Source organism: Shinella sp. Sh6, from assembly GCF_055392685.1.
On record NZ_AP044005.1, the window covers coordinates 2,250,254 to 2,266,083 of the forward strand.

Genomic DNA, 15,830 nt, shown 5'->3' on the forward strand with positions numbered 1-15,830 from the left:
TCTCGTGTTCGTGGTTCGTTGTCAATCCTGAACGGCAGACTCAGGTTTCTGCGCTGCGAAGCTGTAATCCAGCTTCTGCATAGCCTCATTGCGCTGCTGCAATGTAAAGCCTTCCTTGAAATACTGCTTGTGCGTCATGCCATCCTGCTCGTGGCCGATGATTGATTTCACCAATGGGTCAGCCACGCCAGCTTGCAATAGTCGCGTGTTAACTGTGTGCCGCAGGCTGTGGAAAACGCGCGTCTTGGATTTCAACCCAAGCTGGACAAGGAGCCTGTCATTGAACCAGCGGCTTTGCTGCCGTCCCCATCCGTTCTTCGGATCGTAGGTGAAGTCGGGGAACAGCTTGGTTGCCCCCTTGTCGGTCATGGCCTGTACATAGTCGAGAAGCCCGGCCTCAATAAGCTTGCTGTGTATCGGCACCAGACGACGAGCGGCGGACGTCTTCAAGCTCTTGCGGTCGCCTTCTTCGTTCATATCGAACACCCGTACACCGTCCTGTTCCCGAATGTCCTTGAGGTGCAATTGTGCGATTTCGCCAAGTCTGGCACCTGTATAGATGCCTATGAGCGTGGCCCATTTCTGATATGGTTTCGTAACCAGACCGTGCTCATTGTGTAGAACCGCCCGCAAAATCAGCCGGATTTGTTCATCCGTATACGCCTCCCGGTCGCCTTCTCTGTTCTTCTTGGCCTGTTTGACGGCGAGACCGGAGAAGAAGTTTTCGCTGATATGGTGGTTCTGCTTCGCCCACTCGAATAGCTCACTGTAGGTTTGCAGGTACTTGTTGATCGTCGGAACCTGTATGGTCTCGATGTTCGGAAGACTGAGGACATCGGCCAGTGGCTTGCCTCGTGTCAGCGGGTTCTTGGCTCGATTGCGCGGATAGACAAGCAGAATGTCCTTAACCCGTTTTGCTTCCATGGCCGTTAGCGACCGTACATCCGTATCGCCACCAAGGATTTCCTCTAGTAGTTTGATATGGTCTGCCTTCTCGATGACGGTTTTTGCCGCCCATGCGTTCCCGCGCTGTCTTTCCTTGCTGTAGGTGGCGGCAACATCGCTGATGCTCATTCCCGCCACTCTGGCGGTCTGGGTCATGTCACCAGCAGGTGAGATTGGGCCGCTTTCAAAATCATAACGCTGCAACGACTTGTCGTAGGCAAGGACTGCCTTCACAAAACCATGGAAGGACAGTTTCATTTCCCGTTCAAGCCAAACGTATTCAGCACTGCCCTTGCTGATACTCAGCCCGTACTTCTCGATAAAACGGTCAAGAAGATCGTCGTCGGATTTGACGAGCGAGAGCGGAGTATCTGTTTTTCTTGCCTGCTTTGCGACACGCTTGCTGGTTTCGTAAGTCTGCCTATCCAACTCGCTCAACGGGCCGGTATCGTTCATCTCGGTCTTCGCTTCGGCCAATAACTGGCGAAAATGCTCAGTCAGTACGCTTCTCAGTTCCTCGTGCCGCATCCCGTATGCAATTCCATGCTCATTCAACCGTTCGCCTATCTGGCTCAGGGAACGGGACAAGCGCAATGCTTTTCGTGGTTCTCTGGTTCGTAGCGAAACCTTGAGCGTTGATGCTCTTTTCTGTGGATGTAGCTGCTTCGGTAGAGGCCAACGCAGATAGAAAACACCGCATCGCGACTTCACGAGATAGGCCGGATTGAACAAACCAATGTTCCCCTTGGATGTCTCCCCAAGAAAATCCTGCATCTAAGCTATTGATTTTAAACGAAATGGTGGGCCCGGAGGGACTCGAACCCCCAACCAAGCGGTTATGAGCCGCCGGCTCTGACCATTGAGCTACAGGCCCGTCCCGGCGCGTGGCCGGGGCCGTCGGTCAATGGCGGCCGACGGGCAGAGACCGTCTAGACGAAATCGCCTTTCCTCACAAGCGCTGCCGCATTCTCTACACAATAACGCGCGAAGAACGCGCGAAGGGACACAACCATCAGGAGACGTTCTTAATGTTCCATGGAACTCTGGGCCGCCGCAGCGGCGCCGGCCTCTTTGCCTTCTCGCTCGCGCTCGCCGCCGCCGCTCCGCTCGCAGCGCGGGCCGAGGACGCCGCCAGGCAGCGCGAGGCGACCATCGTCGTCACCGGCGAAGGCTCGGCCGAGGTCGCGCCCGACATGGCGCTCATCGACCTCGGCGTCGTCAAGGACGCCAAGACGGCCCGCGAGGCGCTCGACGCCAACAACAAGGCGATGGCCGACATCCTCGCCGCACTCAAGGGCGACGGCATCGCCGACAAGGACCTGCAGACCTCGGGCTTCATGATCAACCCGCAGTACCAGTACCCGCAGAGCTCGACCGGCGAGAACCCGCCGCCCGTCCTCACCGGCTTCCAGGTCACCAACACCGTGACGCTGCGCGTGCGCGATCTTTCCAAGCTCGGCGAGATCCTCGACAAGGCCGTGACGCTCGGCGCCAACCAGGGCAACGCCATCCGCTTCCTCAACGACAAGCCGGATGCCGCCGTCAGCGCGGCGCGCAAGAAGGCCGTCGAGAACGCCATGGCGAAGGCCAAGGAACTGACGGACGCCGCCGGCGTCGGCCTCGGCCGCGTGCTGGAAATCTCCGAGACGAGCTACCGCGCCGAGCCGATGCCGATGATGCGCGCCGTCGCCAAGGACTATGCCGCCGCCGGCGCCGTGCCGATCGCGGCGGGCGAGAACAGCTACTCCGTCACCGTCAACGTCACCTTCGCGCTGAAGAACTGAGCGCGGGCAGAAGCGACCCAAGGTACCAAAGGGAAAGGGCCGGGAGACCGGCCCTTTTTCGTTGCCGCCTTTGCGGCGGCGCCATGCCCTAAACGCAAAAACCCTCCCGGCGCGAACCGGAAGGGCAGCCGTCCATCGGCCGGGGGGCAGAAGACGGACGGCGTCCGTTGGAAGCCCGGAACCGGCCTCTTCCTAGCGCCAGATCGGGCAACCGCGGTCGTTGATGAAGATCATGCGCCGGTAGTCGCCATGGCGGAAACCTTCGACGACGACCCGGCGCGGCGAGATGTCCGCGATGCGGGCGCGGCGCATGCCGAAATCGCGCGCCTTGGCGACGGCAAGGTCCGGCGAGCAGCGGCCGCCGCGGCCCCAGTCGCCGTGGCGGCGATCATGGCGGCGATCCCAGCCACCGTCGCGACGGTCGCGGCGATCCCAGCCGCCGTCGTAATCCTGCACCTGCAGGAAGCCGTTGCGGTAGCCGACATTGTTGACCGTCACGCTGAGGCTCGCGGCGTTGGCGGCCGGAACGGAGGCGGTGAGCGCGCCGAGGCCGAGGACCGCGGCGAGAATGGTCTTTTTGACAAGGGTGGTCATGGAAGGATCTCCTGTTCGTTCCGACCGGGACGCTTGTGTCCGGCGATTGAGGAAACCTTAGGGCGGCCTGCCTGAACGCAGGCCGAATCCGCCGTTCAGGCTGCGTTCAACTTCACGCCGGGGAAAAGACCGCGATGCGGGTGATCAGCCCCTCCTCCAGTTCGAGAAGAAGGATCTCCTCCCTGGAATAGGCGCCGCCCGCTTGTGCGTGGCCGCGGGCGGTCAGGCGGATCGCGACGGTGTTGCCGGCGGCATCGCCCATGGCCAGCACGTCGCCGTAGCTTTCGTCGGAGGCCGCGAAATGGCGGGCCAGCCGCTCGCGCAGTGCCTCCCGGCCGTTGTCGCTGCCGCCGCCGAAGCCGGAAACGGCGACGTCCTCGTGAACCTTCGCGGCAAGCGCGGTAAAATCGCGGGCGTTCAGCGCTTCGACGAGCGCGCGTGCGATGCTTTCGATTTCAGCCATGGACATCTCCTGCGGATAGGTCGCGCAGGAACGTTCCACCGGACGAAACGGTTCCGTCAAGAGCCGAGATGCAGCACGATCTCGCGCCGGTGCGGCCGGTCGCGATGCTCGAAGAGATAGAGGCCCTGCCAGGTGCCGAGCGCAAGCCGCCCGTCCATGACCGGAATGCCGATGGAGACCTGCGTGAGCGCGGCCTTGATATGGGCCGGCATGTCGTCGGGCCCTTCCAGCGTATGGGAAACCCAGCGCATGGACGGATCGTCCGACGGCGGCACGAGGCGGCGGAAGAACTGGTCGAGATCGCGCCGCACGTCCGGATCGGCGTTTTCCTGCACGATGAGGGAGCAGGACGTATGGCGCACGAAGACCGTCAGCAGCCCTTCTGCCCGATCCGCCTCGCGCACGAAGGCCCCGGCCTCGCGGGTGAACTCGTAAAGCCCCTGCCCGCGGGTCGAAACCGTCAGGATCGTCTGCGGCATGGCCGCCGCCTCAGCCGCCGAGCGCCCAGAACAGGGTGCCGACGATCACGATGAAGGCGAGGATCGCCCCCATGAAGCGGGCAAGGCCCGCATTGGTATCGGTCGTGGTGCCGACGATCGCGTAATAGAGGTTCTGCATGGCGCATCCTTTCCCGCTTGTCCGGGGCCGGTCATAGCCTAACGGCCGGCGGCGCTCAACTCGAACAGGGTCTCAAAGCCGCCGTAGATCATGCGCTTGCCGTCGAAGACATCCTTCCACTCGTCGCCCTGCAGGCGCTCGTCGGCCATCACCTTGGCGACGATCTCGTCGCGCCTGGCCCGCGATTCGTAGGTAATCCACGAGAAGATCACCACCTCGTCCTCCTTCGCCATCACCGCGCGGGGAAACGAGGTCAGCTCGCCATAGGGCACGTCGTCGCCGACGCATTCGACATAGTCGATCGCGCCGTACTCCTTCCAGACCTGCCCGCCCATGGCGGCCATCTGCCTGTAGGTATCCAGCTTCGCCTTGCGCACTGCCAGCAGGAACCCGTCCACATAGGTCATGATCGCTCCTCCTTCGGTTGGATCATGCCAAGGACGTGGGACGCGGCGGCGATCCGACAAGGGGCGCCGATTTTTTTTAAGGCGCGGCCGGCCCTCACCAGCCGCCGCAGCTCCTGAGCTGGCGCGCATAGGCCATCGCCATGCCCGAGGCGCGCTTCGCGCCGGCCTTGGCCGTCGCGCTCCAGTTACCGCGCGCATAGCCGGAATGGCCGTGGTAGTAGGCGATGTAGAGCCGGTAGGTATCGTTGAGCGCGATGCCGTTCTGCCGGTTGCTCTGGCTGTGATACCAGGCGATGAAGCGGATCGCATCGCCGAAATCCGTGCGGCTCGCCGACCAGCGGCCCGTCTCGCGCTTGTAGCGCGTCCAGGTGCCGTCGAGCGCCTGCGAAAAGCCGAGCGCGCTCGACTGGCGCTTCCACGGAATGAAGCCGAACAGCTTGGTGCGCGGCGGGCGCGCATTATGCCGGAAGCCGGATTCGGCATAGATCGTCGCCATGAGAACGGGCACGGGCACGCCGTATTCCCGCTGGGCGCCATAGGCGGCTCGCCGCCAGTTGTCGAAAAAGCCGTCGCGCTGCTCGAAGATGGCACAGGCGTTCTGCGTGTGCCTCGGCACCGACGCGCAGCCGGCAAGCAGCAGGAGGACGACGATCAATACGCAACGCATCGCAGTTCCTCGAGATTTCCGGATATTTATGAATGGTAAATCTTAACAATCCGTTTTGATTCAATTGCGAATTACCCCTTCCCATTCATGGCGATGATCGGCCTATCAAATATGCAAATGCATTATTTTGTTGCGCTTTTTGCCCTTCCGGCCTAATCAATCCGCAGCACGCCGGGCTTTTGCGCACGATTGTTCCGGACCGTGAAAAACCCGCCCTGCCGGCAGCGGTCGGTCCATGCCGACGGGGCATGCGGCAGTTTGCGACCGGGCCTTTCCGGGCCCCAGTTCAGGAGAATGACCATGAAGAAGAAGATTTTCGCGGGAGCCCTGCTTGCCGCTTCCGTCGCCTTTGCGCCGCTCGCCTATGCCGACATCACCGTCGGCCTCATCGCTCCGCTGACCGGCCCGGTCGCGGCCTATGGCGACCAGGTCAAGAACGGCGCGCAGGCCGCCGTCGACGAGATCAACAAGAACGGCGGCATCCTCGGCGAGCAGGTCGTGCTGAAGCTGACCGACGACGCGGGCGAGCCCAAGCAGGGCGTCTCGGCCGCCAACCAGATCGTCGGCGAAGGCATCCGCTTCGTCATCGGCCCGGTCACCTCGGGCGTCGCCATCCCGGCTTCCGACGTGCTGGCGGAAAACGGCGTGCTGATGATCACCCCGACCGCGACGGCGCCGGACCTCACGGCCCGCGGCCTCACCAACGTGCTGCGCACCTGCGGGCGCGACGACCAGCAGGCCGACGTCGCCGCCGCCTATGTCCTGAAGAACCTCAAGGACAAGAAGGTCGCCGTGATCCATGACAAGGGCGCCTACGGCAAGGGCCTTGCCGACGCCTTCAAGGCAGCGCTCAACAAGGGCGGCGTCAACGAAGTGCTCTACGATTCCGTCACCCCCGGCGAAAAGGACTTCAGCGCGCTCGTCACCCGCCTGAAATCCGAAGGCGTCGAGGTCATCTACTTCGGCGGCTACCATCCGGAAGGCGGCCTGCTGGCCCGCCAGTTGAAGGACCTTTCGGTCGACGCCACGATCATCGGCGGCGAAGGCCTGTCGAACAGCGAATACTGGGCGATCGGCAACGACGCTGCGGCCGGCACGCTCTTCACCAACGCGTCCGACGCGCTGAAGAGCCCCGATTCGCAGGCCGCCGTCGCCGTGCTGAAGGAAAAGGGCATCCCGCCGGAAGCCTTCACGCTCAACGCCTATGCCGCCGTGGAAGTGCTGAAGGCCGGCATCGAGAAGGCCGGCAGCGCCGAAGACGCCGCCGCCGTCGCGACCGCACTCAAGTCCGGCGAAGCCATCCCGACCGCCATCGGCAAGCTCACCTACGGCGAGACGGGCGACCTCACCTCGCAGAGCTTCTCGCTCTTCAAGTGGGAAGACGGCAAGATCGTCGCCGCCGAATAAGGTTCTGGCGACTGGAATGCGAAACGCCGGGGTGCAAGCCCTGGCGTTTTTGTTTGTAGGCGCTGTGCCCGGGATCGTGGATCCTCGGGTCAAGCCCGAGGATGACGGAGGGGAGGAGAGATTACCCATCCATTGAACGGTGCGGCATGCAGAACTGTTGCTTCTGCCCGCCATGCCTTCCTTCTTTCGTCATCCTCGGGCTCGACCCGAGGATCCACGCCCCACACACAAGGGCCGACCGCACCTCACCGCCCCGCCCGGAACCTCTCCTTCAGCCGCGCCACATCCGCATCGCTCCAGTCGGTCACCCCCGTCACCGCGATCCACGGGTCGATATAGTGCTCGCCGGCATAGACGTGCCCCAGCCCCATCGGCGTGGTCGTCGCCATCGCCATGTCGAGCGTCAGTTGCAGGAAGGTGACGACGGGATACCAGGCAAGGTCCGGCGAGACGTCCGGCCCGCGCGGCGAGGCCATCCAGGCCGGCTGGCGGTAGACGGAATAGGGATCGTAGAAGACGATCGGGTCGCTGGCATATTGCAGGTAGACGATGCGCATCGGCCCCCAATGGTCGCCCGCCTCCGGCAGCGCGTTGCGCTGGCTGGTGAAGCGCACGTAGGAGCCGTCGCGGAAGCGCGGCAGCCAGGCGGGCGTGCCGGCATTGCGCTCGGCCGTCAGCTTGCGCCAGATGCGGCTCGGGAACGGCGGGCCCGCCCAGAGCGCGCCCTGATAGGGATCGCCGATCACCTCGAAGAGTTCGGCCGACTGCTCGGAGGAAAGCGCGCCGAGGCTGAGGCCGTAGAGATAGAGCTTCGGGCGGCTTTCCTTCGGCAGGCCCGTCCAGTGACCGTAGACCGCACGGAAGAGCGCACGCGCCGCCTCCGCGCCGTAGTCGGGCTCGGCGAGCAGCGACAGCCAGCTTGCGAGATACGAATACTGGATGGCGACGCTCGCGATGTCGCCGTGGTGCAGGTACTCGACCGTGTCGATGCCCTCCGGATCGACCCAGCCCGTGCCGGTCGGCATGACGACGATCAGCGTCGAGCGCTCGAAGCCGCCGACACGGATTAATTCGTCGAGCGCGATCTTCGCCCGCGCCTCCGCCGTCCCGGCGGCATTGAGGCCGGCATAGACGCGCAGCGGCTCCAGCGCCGGCTTGCCGGTGAAGGCGAAGATCTCCGCTGCCGTCGGCCCGCTCGCAACGAAGGAGCGGCCCATGCGGCCGAGTTCGTCCCAATGGACCAGCGAGGCGGCGCTGCCCGATTTCAACGGATCGGCCGGGGCGGCCGTGTCGGGCTCGATCAGCTCGTCGAGCCGGCGGAAGGAGGAATCGGCCGCGTGCAGCACGAAGCGCACCAGGATCCCGTCGGCGAGCGTCCAGAAGAGCGTCGCGGCCAGCACCGTGCCGATGACATAGGAAAGCCGGCGCGGCGCCGCCCGGCGCGAGGTGCGGGCGAAGAGCCGGACGGCGAGCGCGAAGAGCCGCCCGAGCCCCAGCAGGACAAGGAAGACGGCAAGCGCGATCAGCCCGACATAGAGGGGATGCGCGGTCTCGATGGGCGGCAGGTGCATCAGCGCGCGGATGGAGTTCTGCCACTCGGCCGTGCGCCAGAGGAAGACGAGCACCACGACGGCACAGACCCCGCCCGCCGCCGCCTTCAGCCAAAGCCGCACGCGCCCCTCGGCCTCCGGCAGTTCCAGCCACAGCCAGAGCAGGCCGACAAGCACGCCGAGCCCGTAGCCGCAGGCCATGGCGACGCCCGACAGGAGACCCTGCGTGACATAGGTGCGCGGCAGGAGGCTCGGCGTCAGCGAGGCGGCGAAGAACAGCGTGCCGAGCACGAGGCCCGTCGCGGAAAAGGAGACGAGCAGACGCCATAACCATTCCCGCACGATGACCGCCCCTCCGCCAGCAACGGTGCGAGCCTCGCATGCCGGCGATGATGGTGCAACTGCGAGCTACCCCTCATCCGGCTGCCGCCACCTTTGTAACTTCCCTTTGCCCGGGATTGGCGTTGTACTGCCGATTGCGGTGGCGGATGAGAGACCGCAGCACCTTTGGGACACCAAGCCCGTGGGAGAGCCTGGGTCTTCATCCGCCGTTCCATCGAACCCGAACAGTCGCCAGGGCCGCTCGCGCATGCGAAGCCCGCTTAGGCAAGGATGGGACAGGATGGACGTGATCGTTGGCATTGATGTTTCGAAGGACCGGCTGGATGTGCATGTTCTTCCGGCCGGTGACAGTTTCCTTGTCGGCAACGACCATGCCGGCGTGGATGGACTGATCACCCGGCTGCGAGAGGCAAAGGCCGATGTCGTGGCGCTGGAAGCGACCGGCGGTTACGAGATGCTTGCGGCTGCGGGCCTGTCATCGGCCGGCCTTGCCGTTGTCGTGGTCAATCCGGCGCAGGTTCGTTCCTATGCCAATGCGCTGGGCAAACGTGCCAAGACCGACCCGATCGACGCGGCGGTGATCGCAGCCTTCGTGGCGGCGACGAAACCGGATATCCGGCCGTTGCGCGATGAGGAGAGTGAAGCCTTCTCGGCCATCGTGTCGCGCCGCCGCCAGATCGTGCAGATGATCACGGCGGAAGAGAACCGGGCACGGATGGCGCAGACGAAGGAGACACAGAAGAGCATCAAGCGCCTGCTTGCCGCGCTCCGGCACGAACTTGCAAGCCTGGACGACGAGCTCGACGGCCGTATTCGCAAGTCGCCCTTGTGGCGGGTGCGCGAGGCGCTTCTGACGTCTGTGCCGGGTGTCGGGCCGACCACCGCCCGCACGCTGATTGCCGAGATGCCCGAACTCGGCACGCTCGATCGGCGCCAGATCGCCTCACTGGCGGGGATCGCGCCGTTCACGCGGCAATCGGGCAAATGGCGAGGCAGGAGCTTCATCGGCGGCGGTCGCGGCAAGGTGCGCGCCGTGCTCTTCATGGCCGCCCTCGTGGCGTCCCGTCACAACCCGGTCCTCAAGGCTTTCCGCGACAGGCTCGTGGCTGCCGGCAAGCCGAAGATCGTCGCCATCGTCGCGACAATGCGAAAACTCCTCACCATCCTCAACGCAATCATCCGCGACGGTAAACCATGGAAAAACGCTTGACCACAAAGACAGTCGCTCTCCCCGCAAGCGGGGCGAAGGGGTATGCCGGGCCGGTTTCCCCAACCAATACCCGTTTGCAAGGCACGTCCCCTCTCCCCGCTTGCGGGGAGAGGGTTAGGGTGAGCCCCCCCACAAACAAAAAAGCCCCGCGGCCTTCCGGGCCGCGGGGCTTTGTATTCGTATCGTCCGCCTCAGCTATCGAGGAACGAGCGCAGCTTGCGCGAGCGGCTCGGGTGCTTGAGCTTGCGCAGCGCCTTCGCCTCGATCTGGCGGATGCGTTCGCGGGTCACCGAGAACTGCTGGCCGACTTCCTCCAGCGTGTGGTCGGTGTTCATGCCGATGCCGAAGCGCATGCGCAGGACGCGTTCCTCGCGCGGCGTCAGCGAGGCGAGCACGCGGGTCGTCGTCTCGCGCAGGTTCGCCTGGATGGCGGCGTCGATGGGCAGCAGCGCGTTCTTGTCCTCGATGAAATCGCCGAGGTGGCTGTCCTCTTCGTCACCCACGGGGGTTTCGAGCGAGATCGGCTCCTTGGCGATCTTGAGGACCTTGCGGACCTTTTCGAGCGGCATGGCGAGCTTTTCGGCAAGCTCTTCCGGCGTCGGCTCGCGGCCGATCTCGTGCAGCATCTGGCGCGAGGTACGGACGATCTTGTTGATCGTCTCGATCATGTGCACCGGAATGCGGATCGTGCGGGCCTGGTCGGCAATCGACCGGGTGATCGCCTGCCGGATCCACCACGTCGCATAGGTGGAGAACTTGTAACCGCGGCGATACTCGAACTTGTCGACCGCCTTCATGAGGCCGATATTGCCCTCCTGGATGAGATCCAGGAACTGAAGGCCGCGGTTCGTGTACTTCTTGGCGATCGAGATCACGAGGCGGAGGTTGGCTTCCACCATCTCCTTCTTGGCGATGCGCGCCTCGCGCTCGCCCTTCTGCACCATGTGCACGATGCGGCGGAATTCCGAGATCGAGATGCCGGTCTCGGTGGCGAGATTCTGGATCTCCTGGCGGATGTCGCGGATCGTCGTGTTCTCGCTCTTGGCGAATTCCTTCCAGCCGCGGGCCGCAAGGTTGGCGATCGACTTCATCCAGTTCGGATCGAGTTCCGCACCGTTGTACTGTTCCAGGAACGAGTCGCGCTTGACGCCGTAGCTCTCGGCAAGACGCAGCAGGCGGCCCTCGTTCTGCACGAGGCGCTTGTTGATGTCGTAGAGCTGCTCGACGAGGCTGTCGACGCGGTTCTGGTTGAGCGACAAGGACTTCACGGCCGTGATCAGCTCGTCCTTCAGCTCCTTGTAGCGGCGCTCCTGGGCGGGCGACAGCGTGCCGGTCGCCTGCAGGCGGGCTTCCACCTGCTGGTCCTGCAGCTTGCGCAGCTTCTTGTAGGTCTCGGCGATCGTGTCGAGCGTCGTCATGACCTGCGGGCGCAGCTCCGCTTCCATCGCGGCGAGCGAGAGGTTCGACTCATCGTCGTCCTCTTCCTCCTCCTCGGCCGGCAGGCCCTCGCCGCCGACATTGGTGATGTCGTCGTCGTTGGCCGCGCGCGGCTTGCGGTTCTTTTCCTTCTCCTCGGCCGCCTTGCGGTCGGCCTCGATCTTTTCCGGAGACTGGAACTGCGGTGCGGCCTTCGCCTCGGGACCGGAATAGGTCGTCTCGAGGTCGATGATCTCGCGCAGCAGCGTCTGGCCTTCGTTCAGCTCGTCGCGCCAGATGATGATGGCCTGGAAGGTCAGCGGGCTCTCACAGAGACCGGCGATCATCGTCTCGCGGCCGGCCTCGATGCGCTTGGCGATGGCGATTTCGCCCTCGCGCGACAGGAGCTCGACGGAGCCCATTTCGCGCAGGTACATGCGCACCGGGTCGTCCGTACGGTCGGTCGGCTCCTTCTTCTTGGCGGTCGCAAGCGCGGTGCCGCCGGAAGGGGCAAGCTCGCCGCCCTCGCTGTCGCCGTCGTCGTCGCCGCTGTCTTCCTCGCCGCCCTGGGCCGCTTCTTCCGCGTCCTCGTCCTCGATGACGTTGATGCCCATGTCAGAAAGCATGGCCATCGTGTCCTCGATCTGCTCCGAGGTGACTTCCTCGGACGGCAGCACCGAGTTCAGCTCGTCCATCGTGACGTAGCCGCGCTTCTTGGCGGCCTTGATCATCTTCTTGACGGCATCATCGGAAAGATCGAGAAGAGGGCCGTCGGATGCGCCTTCGCGTTCGTTCTCGACTTCCTCGTTCTCTTTAACCTTTGTCGCCATTTATTTCGTCGCTTTCCTGAGCATCAGTTTCCAAGCGGTTAGGGGCTCGCAGCCAAACGCTTTCCAGCGTACCGCGACTTAGCGTCCCTGACCTAACGGATTGACAATTAAATCCAGATTAACCACGTCCCGGCCCTTGGAAGCGTGGAAATGTTGCCGCAGCAACACGATTGACATGACTTCCCGATCCGCCGTACCCATTCCTTCTCAGCCAACAATGGTGATTCCCAGAATTTTCGGTTCCGTCAAGCTCTTCCGGCAAAAAAGCCGCAAAAGCCGTCGATTCGGGCTCGCGGACAGGAAAGGGAGCGGATCCGGGCGATTGAGCCTTCATGTAGGCGTCTTTCTGCAAAAGACAAGAGCCGTCCACCTTCCCGGATTCCGCGCCACGATGGCACCGATTCGCAGAGGCCCGTTCAGAACGAACGCCCGTCCACTTTCTTGATCGTCAATGTCTCAAGATCGATCGCCGGAATGCAGCGAAGGTTGATCGCCGCCATCCGGTTGCCCTTCGGATCCGAACCCTCGCCGTGGGTGGCGATGCCGCATTTGCCGCAAAAGTGATGCCGGATGACGTGGCGGTTGAACGTGTAGGTCGACACGTTCTCCTCCGGCGTGGTCAGCCGCAGGTTTTCCGCCGGCACGAAGGCGAGCAGGCCTCCCCGCCTGCGGCACATGGAACAGTTGCAGTCGAGCCCGGTATCGAATTCGCCCTCCACCTCGAAGGCGACATTGCCGCAGTGACAGCTTCCCTCGTACTTCATGGCATGCTCCTCTCAGTACCAGTCCATGACGACCTTGCCGGAATTGCCCGAGCGCATCGCCTCGAAACCCTCCCGGAAATCGTCGATCCTGATGCGGTGCGTGATAATCGGCGCAAGGTCGAGCCCGCCCTGCACGAAGGCGATCATCTTGTACCACGTCTCGAACATCTCGCGCCCGTAGATGCCCTTCAAGGTCAGCATCTTGAAGATGACCTTGTTCCAGTCGATGCCGAAACCGTCCGGCGCGATGCCGAGGATGGCGATCTTGCCGCCGTTGTTCATCGTGTCGATCATCGAGCGGAAGGCCGGCGGCGCGCCGGACATTTCGAGGCCGACGTCGAAGCCCTCCGTCATGCCGATGGCGGTCATGACGTCCTTCAGGTCCTCCTTCGAGGCATCCACGACATGGTCGATGCCGACCTTGCGGGCAAGGTCGAGGCGGACGGGATTGATGTCGGTGATGACGACCTTGCGCGCGCCGGAGCGTTTCGCCACCATCGCGCCCATGATGCCGATCGGCCCCGCGCCGGTGACCAGCACGTCCTCGCCGACGAGGTCGAAGGAGAGCGCCGTGTGGACGGCATTGCCGAACGGGTCGAAGATCGCCGCCACCTCGTCCGGCACGTCGTCGGGGATCGGCACGACATTGTATTCCGGGATCGCGACGAACTCGCCGAAGGAGCCCGGCCGGTTGACGCCGACGCCCTTGGTGTAGTGACAGAGGTGCCCGCGCCCGGCGCGGCAGTTGCGGCACTTGCCGCAGACGATGTGCCCCTCGCCCGAGACACGCTCGCCCACCCTGTACTTGGTGACGGCGGAACCGATCTCGGCGATCTCGCCGACGAACTCGTGGCCCACCACCATCGGCACCGGGATCGTCTTCTGCGCCCACTGGTCCCAGTTCCAGATATGCACGTCCGTGCCGCAGATCGCCGACTTCTTCACCCGGATCAGCACGTCGTTCGGGCCGATCTCCGGCACCGGTACATGCTCCATCCAGAGGCCGACTTCAGGCTTTGCTTTAACCAGCGCACGCATCATGTTCGACATGACGAAAACTCCGCAAGGGATTCAGAAGACTCTTCAAATGACGCCAAGGTCCCGCCCGACGTCGGCAAAGACTTCAATCGCCTTGCGAACGTCGGCTTCCTCATGCGCCGCCGACATCTGCGTGCGGATGCGCGCCTGCCCGCGCGGCACGACGGGGAAGGAGAAGCCGATGACGTAGACGCCCTTCTCCAGCATGCGCGCCGCCATCTCCTGCGCCAGCGCCGCCTCGCCCAGCATGACCGGGATGATCGGATGCCCCTTACCCGCAAGCTTGAAGCCGAGCTTCGTCATCTCGGCGCGGAAGAGGTCGGCATTGGCATAAAGGCGCTTGCGCAGCGCATCGCCGCTGTCGATGAGGTCGAAGACCTTGAGCGAGGCGGCCGCGATGACCGGGGCGAGCGTGTTGGAGAAGAGATAGGGCCGCGAGCGCTGGCGCAGCCACTCGACGACCTCGCGCTTGCCCGACGTATAACCGCCCGAGGCGCCGCCGAGCGCCTTGCCGAGCGTGCCGGTGATGATGTCGATACGGCCTTCCACGCCGCAATGCTCGGCCGAGCCGCGACCGTGCTTGCCGACGAAGCCGACCGCATGGCTGTCGTCCACCATGACCATCGCGCCGTATTTCTCCGCAAGGTCGCAGACGCCCTGAAGGTTGGCGATGATGCCATCCATCGAGAAGACGCCGTCCGTGGCGATCAACTTGAAGCGGCTGCCCTCGGCCTTCTTCAGCTCCTCCTCAAGGGCCGCCATGTCGTTGTTGGCGTAGCGGAAGCGCTTCGCCTTGGAGAGGCGCACGCCGTCGATGATCGAGGCGTGGTTCAGCGCATCGGAGATGATCGCATCCTCTTCCGAAAGCAGCGTCTCGAAGAGCCCGCCATTAGCATCGAAGCAGGAGGAATAAAGGATCGTGTCCTCAAGCCCGAGGAAGGAAGAAATCCGCGCCTCGAGCTCTTTGTGCTCTTCCTGTGTGCCGCAGATGAAGCGCACGGAGGCCATGCCGTAGCCGTAGCGGTCGAGCGCCTTGCGGCCGGCCTCCGCCAGCTCCTCGTTGTCGGCAAGGCCGAGATAATTGTTGGCGCAGAAGTTCAGCACCCGCTCGCCGGAAGCGACGGTGATCGCGCCGGCCTGCTTGGAGGTGATGACGCGCTCGGCCTTGTAGAGGCCGGCGGACTTGAGCGTGTCGAGTTCGGATCGAAGATGGTCGATGAAGGCGGCTGTCATGGCATGCACTCGCTGGATGCGGGGAAAGGGCGGGATGGGCGGCGGCTTACGCCGCGCTCGCCCGATAGGCGCCGACGAGCCCTTCGTAGTCTTCCATCGGCGGGAAGCGCTCGTAGCTGTGCGCGGCAGGCGTTGTCGCCCAGGCGAGCTTCTCGCTCGTATAGGTCTCGATGAACGGGCTGAACCAGCCGGTGTCGTCGAGCATGGTCGGCCGGACATTGAGGAAGAAATCGACGCCCGGCGGCCGGGTGAACATCCAGGTCATGCAGTCGGGGCAGAAGTGATGCCCGGCCTCGGGACTTGCGCCCGCCACGACCGGCGTGCCCTCCGTCACGGCGAAGCCCTCCGCCGGAACGGCGGCGCTCAGCGAATAGGCGCTGCCGGACATGCGCTGGCAGCCGGTGCAATGGCACGCCATGGTGAGCAGCGGCTGTGCGCTGATGCGGATTTTCACGCGCCCGCAACGGCAGGCGCCGTCGAGCGGCAGTTGAAGTCGTGTCATGGCCTTCGGCTTCCCTTCCGATTATCGCCGGCTTGTCGTTTTTATCGTGATGCCGGCCAT

16 protein-coding genes and 1 tRNA gene are annotated in these 15,830 nt (G+C 63.8%); 3 read left to right on the forward strand and 14 right to left on the reverse strand.

Features of this window, described 5'->3' with window-relative positions:
- Nucleotides 1–21 precede the first annotated feature (21 nt).
- Together ACZ5TO_RS10845 and ACZ5TO_RS10850 are read right to left on the reverse strand one after the other, a co-directional pair.
- A complete protein-coding gene (locus ACZ5TO_RS10845; RefSeq protein ID WP_464798091.1) occupies nucleotides 22–1,719 on the reverse strand; it encodes a tyrosine-type recombinase/integrase in 1,698 nt (565 codons plus the stop codon).
- Between the two features lie 24 nt (nucleotides 1,720–1,743).
- Nucleotides 1,744–1,819, reverse strand: a tRNA-Ile gene (locus tag ACZ5TO_RS10850).
- 154 nt (nucleotides 1,820–1,973) lie between these two features.
- On the opposite strand from ACZ5TO_RS10850, the gene ACZ5TO_RS10855 reads away from it, so the two are divergent.
- On the forward strand, nucleotides 1,974–2,729 hold the full coding sequence (locus tag ACZ5TO_RS10855) for an SIMPL domain-containing protein (protein ID WP_464798092.1): 756 nt from the start codon (nucleotides 1,974–1,976) through the stop codon (nucleotides 2,727–2,729).
- Between the two features lie 192 nt (nucleotides 2,730–2,921).
- On the opposite strand, the gene ACZ5TO_RS10860 is transcribed toward ACZ5TO_RS10855, so the two are convergent.
- From ACZ5TO_RS10860 to ACZ5TO_RS10885, 6 genes are all read right to left on the reverse strand, one after another.
- Nucleotides 2,922–3,323, reverse strand: coding sequence for a hypothetical protein (locus ACZ5TO_RS10860; protein WP_464798093.1), 402 nt, complete (start codon nucleotides 3,321–3,323; stop codon nucleotides 2,922–2,924).
- 112 nt (nucleotides 3,324–3,435) lie between these two features.
- Entirely contained in the window at nucleotides 3,436–3,786 is a 351-nt protein-coding gene (locus ACZ5TO_RS10865; protein ID WP_464798094.1) for a nuclear transport factor 2 family protein, read from the reverse strand.
- A 56-nt stretch (nucleotides 3,787–3,842) separates the two neighbouring features.
- The gene (locus ACZ5TO_RS10870) at nucleotides 3,843–4,265 is read right to left on the reverse strand and encodes a secondary thiamine-phosphate synthase enzyme YjbQ (RefSeq protein WP_464798095.1); all 423 of its coding nucleotides are present in this window, start codon (nucleotides 4,263–4,265) and stop codon (nucleotides 3,843–3,845) included.
- A 10-nt stretch (nucleotides 4,266–4,275) separates the two neighbouring features.
- Nucleotides 4,276–4,404 (reverse strand): hypothetical protein, encoded by a 129-nt coding sequence (locus tag ACZ5TO_RS10875; protein ID WP_281396965.1) that lies wholly within the window; start codon nucleotides 4,402–4,404, stop codon nucleotides 4,276–4,278.
- Between the two features lie 38 nt (nucleotides 4,405–4,442).
- A complete protein-coding gene (locus ACZ5TO_RS10880; protein WP_464798096.1) occupies nucleotides 4,443–4,811 on the reverse strand; it encodes a DUF1428 domain-containing protein in 369 nt (122 codons plus the stop codon).
- A 94-nt stretch (nucleotides 4,812–4,905) separates the two neighbouring features.
- Nucleotides 4,906–5,478, reverse strand: coding sequence for a transglycosylase SLT domain-containing protein (locus ACZ5TO_RS10885; protein WP_184140417.1), 573 nt, complete (start codon nucleotides 5,476–5,478; stop codon nucleotides 4,906–4,908).
- Nucleotides 5,479–5,778: 300 nt separating this feature from the next.
- On the opposite strand from ACZ5TO_RS10885, the gene ACZ5TO_RS10890 reads away from it, so the two are divergent.
- Nucleotides 5,779–6,885 (forward strand): branched-chain amino acid ABC transporter substrate-binding protein, encoded by a 1,107-nt coding sequence (locus tag ACZ5TO_RS10890; protein ID WP_184140419.1) that lies wholly within the window; start codon nucleotides 5,779–5,781, stop codon nucleotides 6,883–6,885.
- A gap of 245 nt (nucleotides 6,886–7,130) precedes the next feature.
- On the opposite strand, the gene ACZ5TO_RS10895 is transcribed toward ACZ5TO_RS10890, so the two are convergent.
- Nucleotides 7,131–8,780, reverse strand: coding sequence for an alpha/beta hydrolase (locus tag ACZ5TO_RS10895; protein WP_464800379.1), 1,650 nt, complete (start codon nucleotides 8,778–8,780; stop codon nucleotides 7,131–7,133).
- A gap of 277 nt (nucleotides 8,781–9,057) precedes the next feature.
- On the opposite strand from ACZ5TO_RS10895, the gene ACZ5TO_RS10900 reads away from it, so the two are divergent.
- Nucleotides 9,058–9,987 carry an IS110 family RNA-guided transposase gene (locus ACZ5TO_RS10900; protein ID WP_464798050.1) on the forward strand — a complete coding sequence of 310 codons (930 nt, stop codon included), beginning with the start codon at nucleotides 9,058–9,060 and terminating at the stop codon, nucleotides 9,985–9,987.
- Between the two features lie 191 nt (nucleotides 9,988–10,178).
- On the opposite strand, the gene rpoD is transcribed toward ACZ5TO_RS10900, so the two are convergent.
- The 5 genes from rpoD to ACZ5TO_RS10925 form a co-directional block, all read right to left on the reverse strand.
- Nucleotides 10,179–12,233, reverse strand: a complete 2,055-nt coding sequence (rpoD, locus tag ACZ5TO_RS10905; RefSeq protein WP_184143308.1) for an RNA polymerase sigma factor RpoD — start codon at nucleotides 12,231–12,233, stop codon at nucleotides 10,179–10,181.
- A 416-nt stretch (nucleotides 12,234–12,649) separates the two neighbouring features.
- A complete protein-coding gene (locus tag ACZ5TO_RS10910; RefSeq protein ID WP_184143310.1) occupies nucleotides 12,650–12,997 on the reverse strand; it encodes a GFA family protein in 348 nt (115 codons plus the stop codon).
- A 12-nt stretch (nucleotides 12,998–13,009) separates the two neighbouring features.
- Nucleotides 13,010–14,047 (reverse strand): L-threonine 3-dehydrogenase, encoded by a 1,038-nt coding sequence (gene tdh / locus ACZ5TO_RS10915; RefSeq protein WP_464798097.1) that lies wholly within the window; start codon nucleotides 14,045–14,047, stop codon nucleotides 13,010–13,012.
- 33 nt (nucleotides 14,048–14,080) lie between these two features.
- Complete coding sequence (locus ACZ5TO_RS10920; RefSeq protein ID WP_464798098.1) at nucleotides 14,081–15,268, reverse strand: glycine C-acetyltransferase; 1,188 nt, start codon at nucleotides 15,266–15,268, stop codon at nucleotides 14,081–14,083.
- 46 nt (nucleotides 15,269–15,314) lie between these two features.
- Complete coding sequence (locus ACZ5TO_RS10925; protein ID WP_464798099.1) at nucleotides 15,315–15,770, reverse strand: GFA family protein; 456 nt, start codon at nucleotides 15,768–15,770, stop codon at nucleotides 15,315–15,317.
- Nucleotides 15,771–15,830 lie beyond the last annotated feature (60 nt).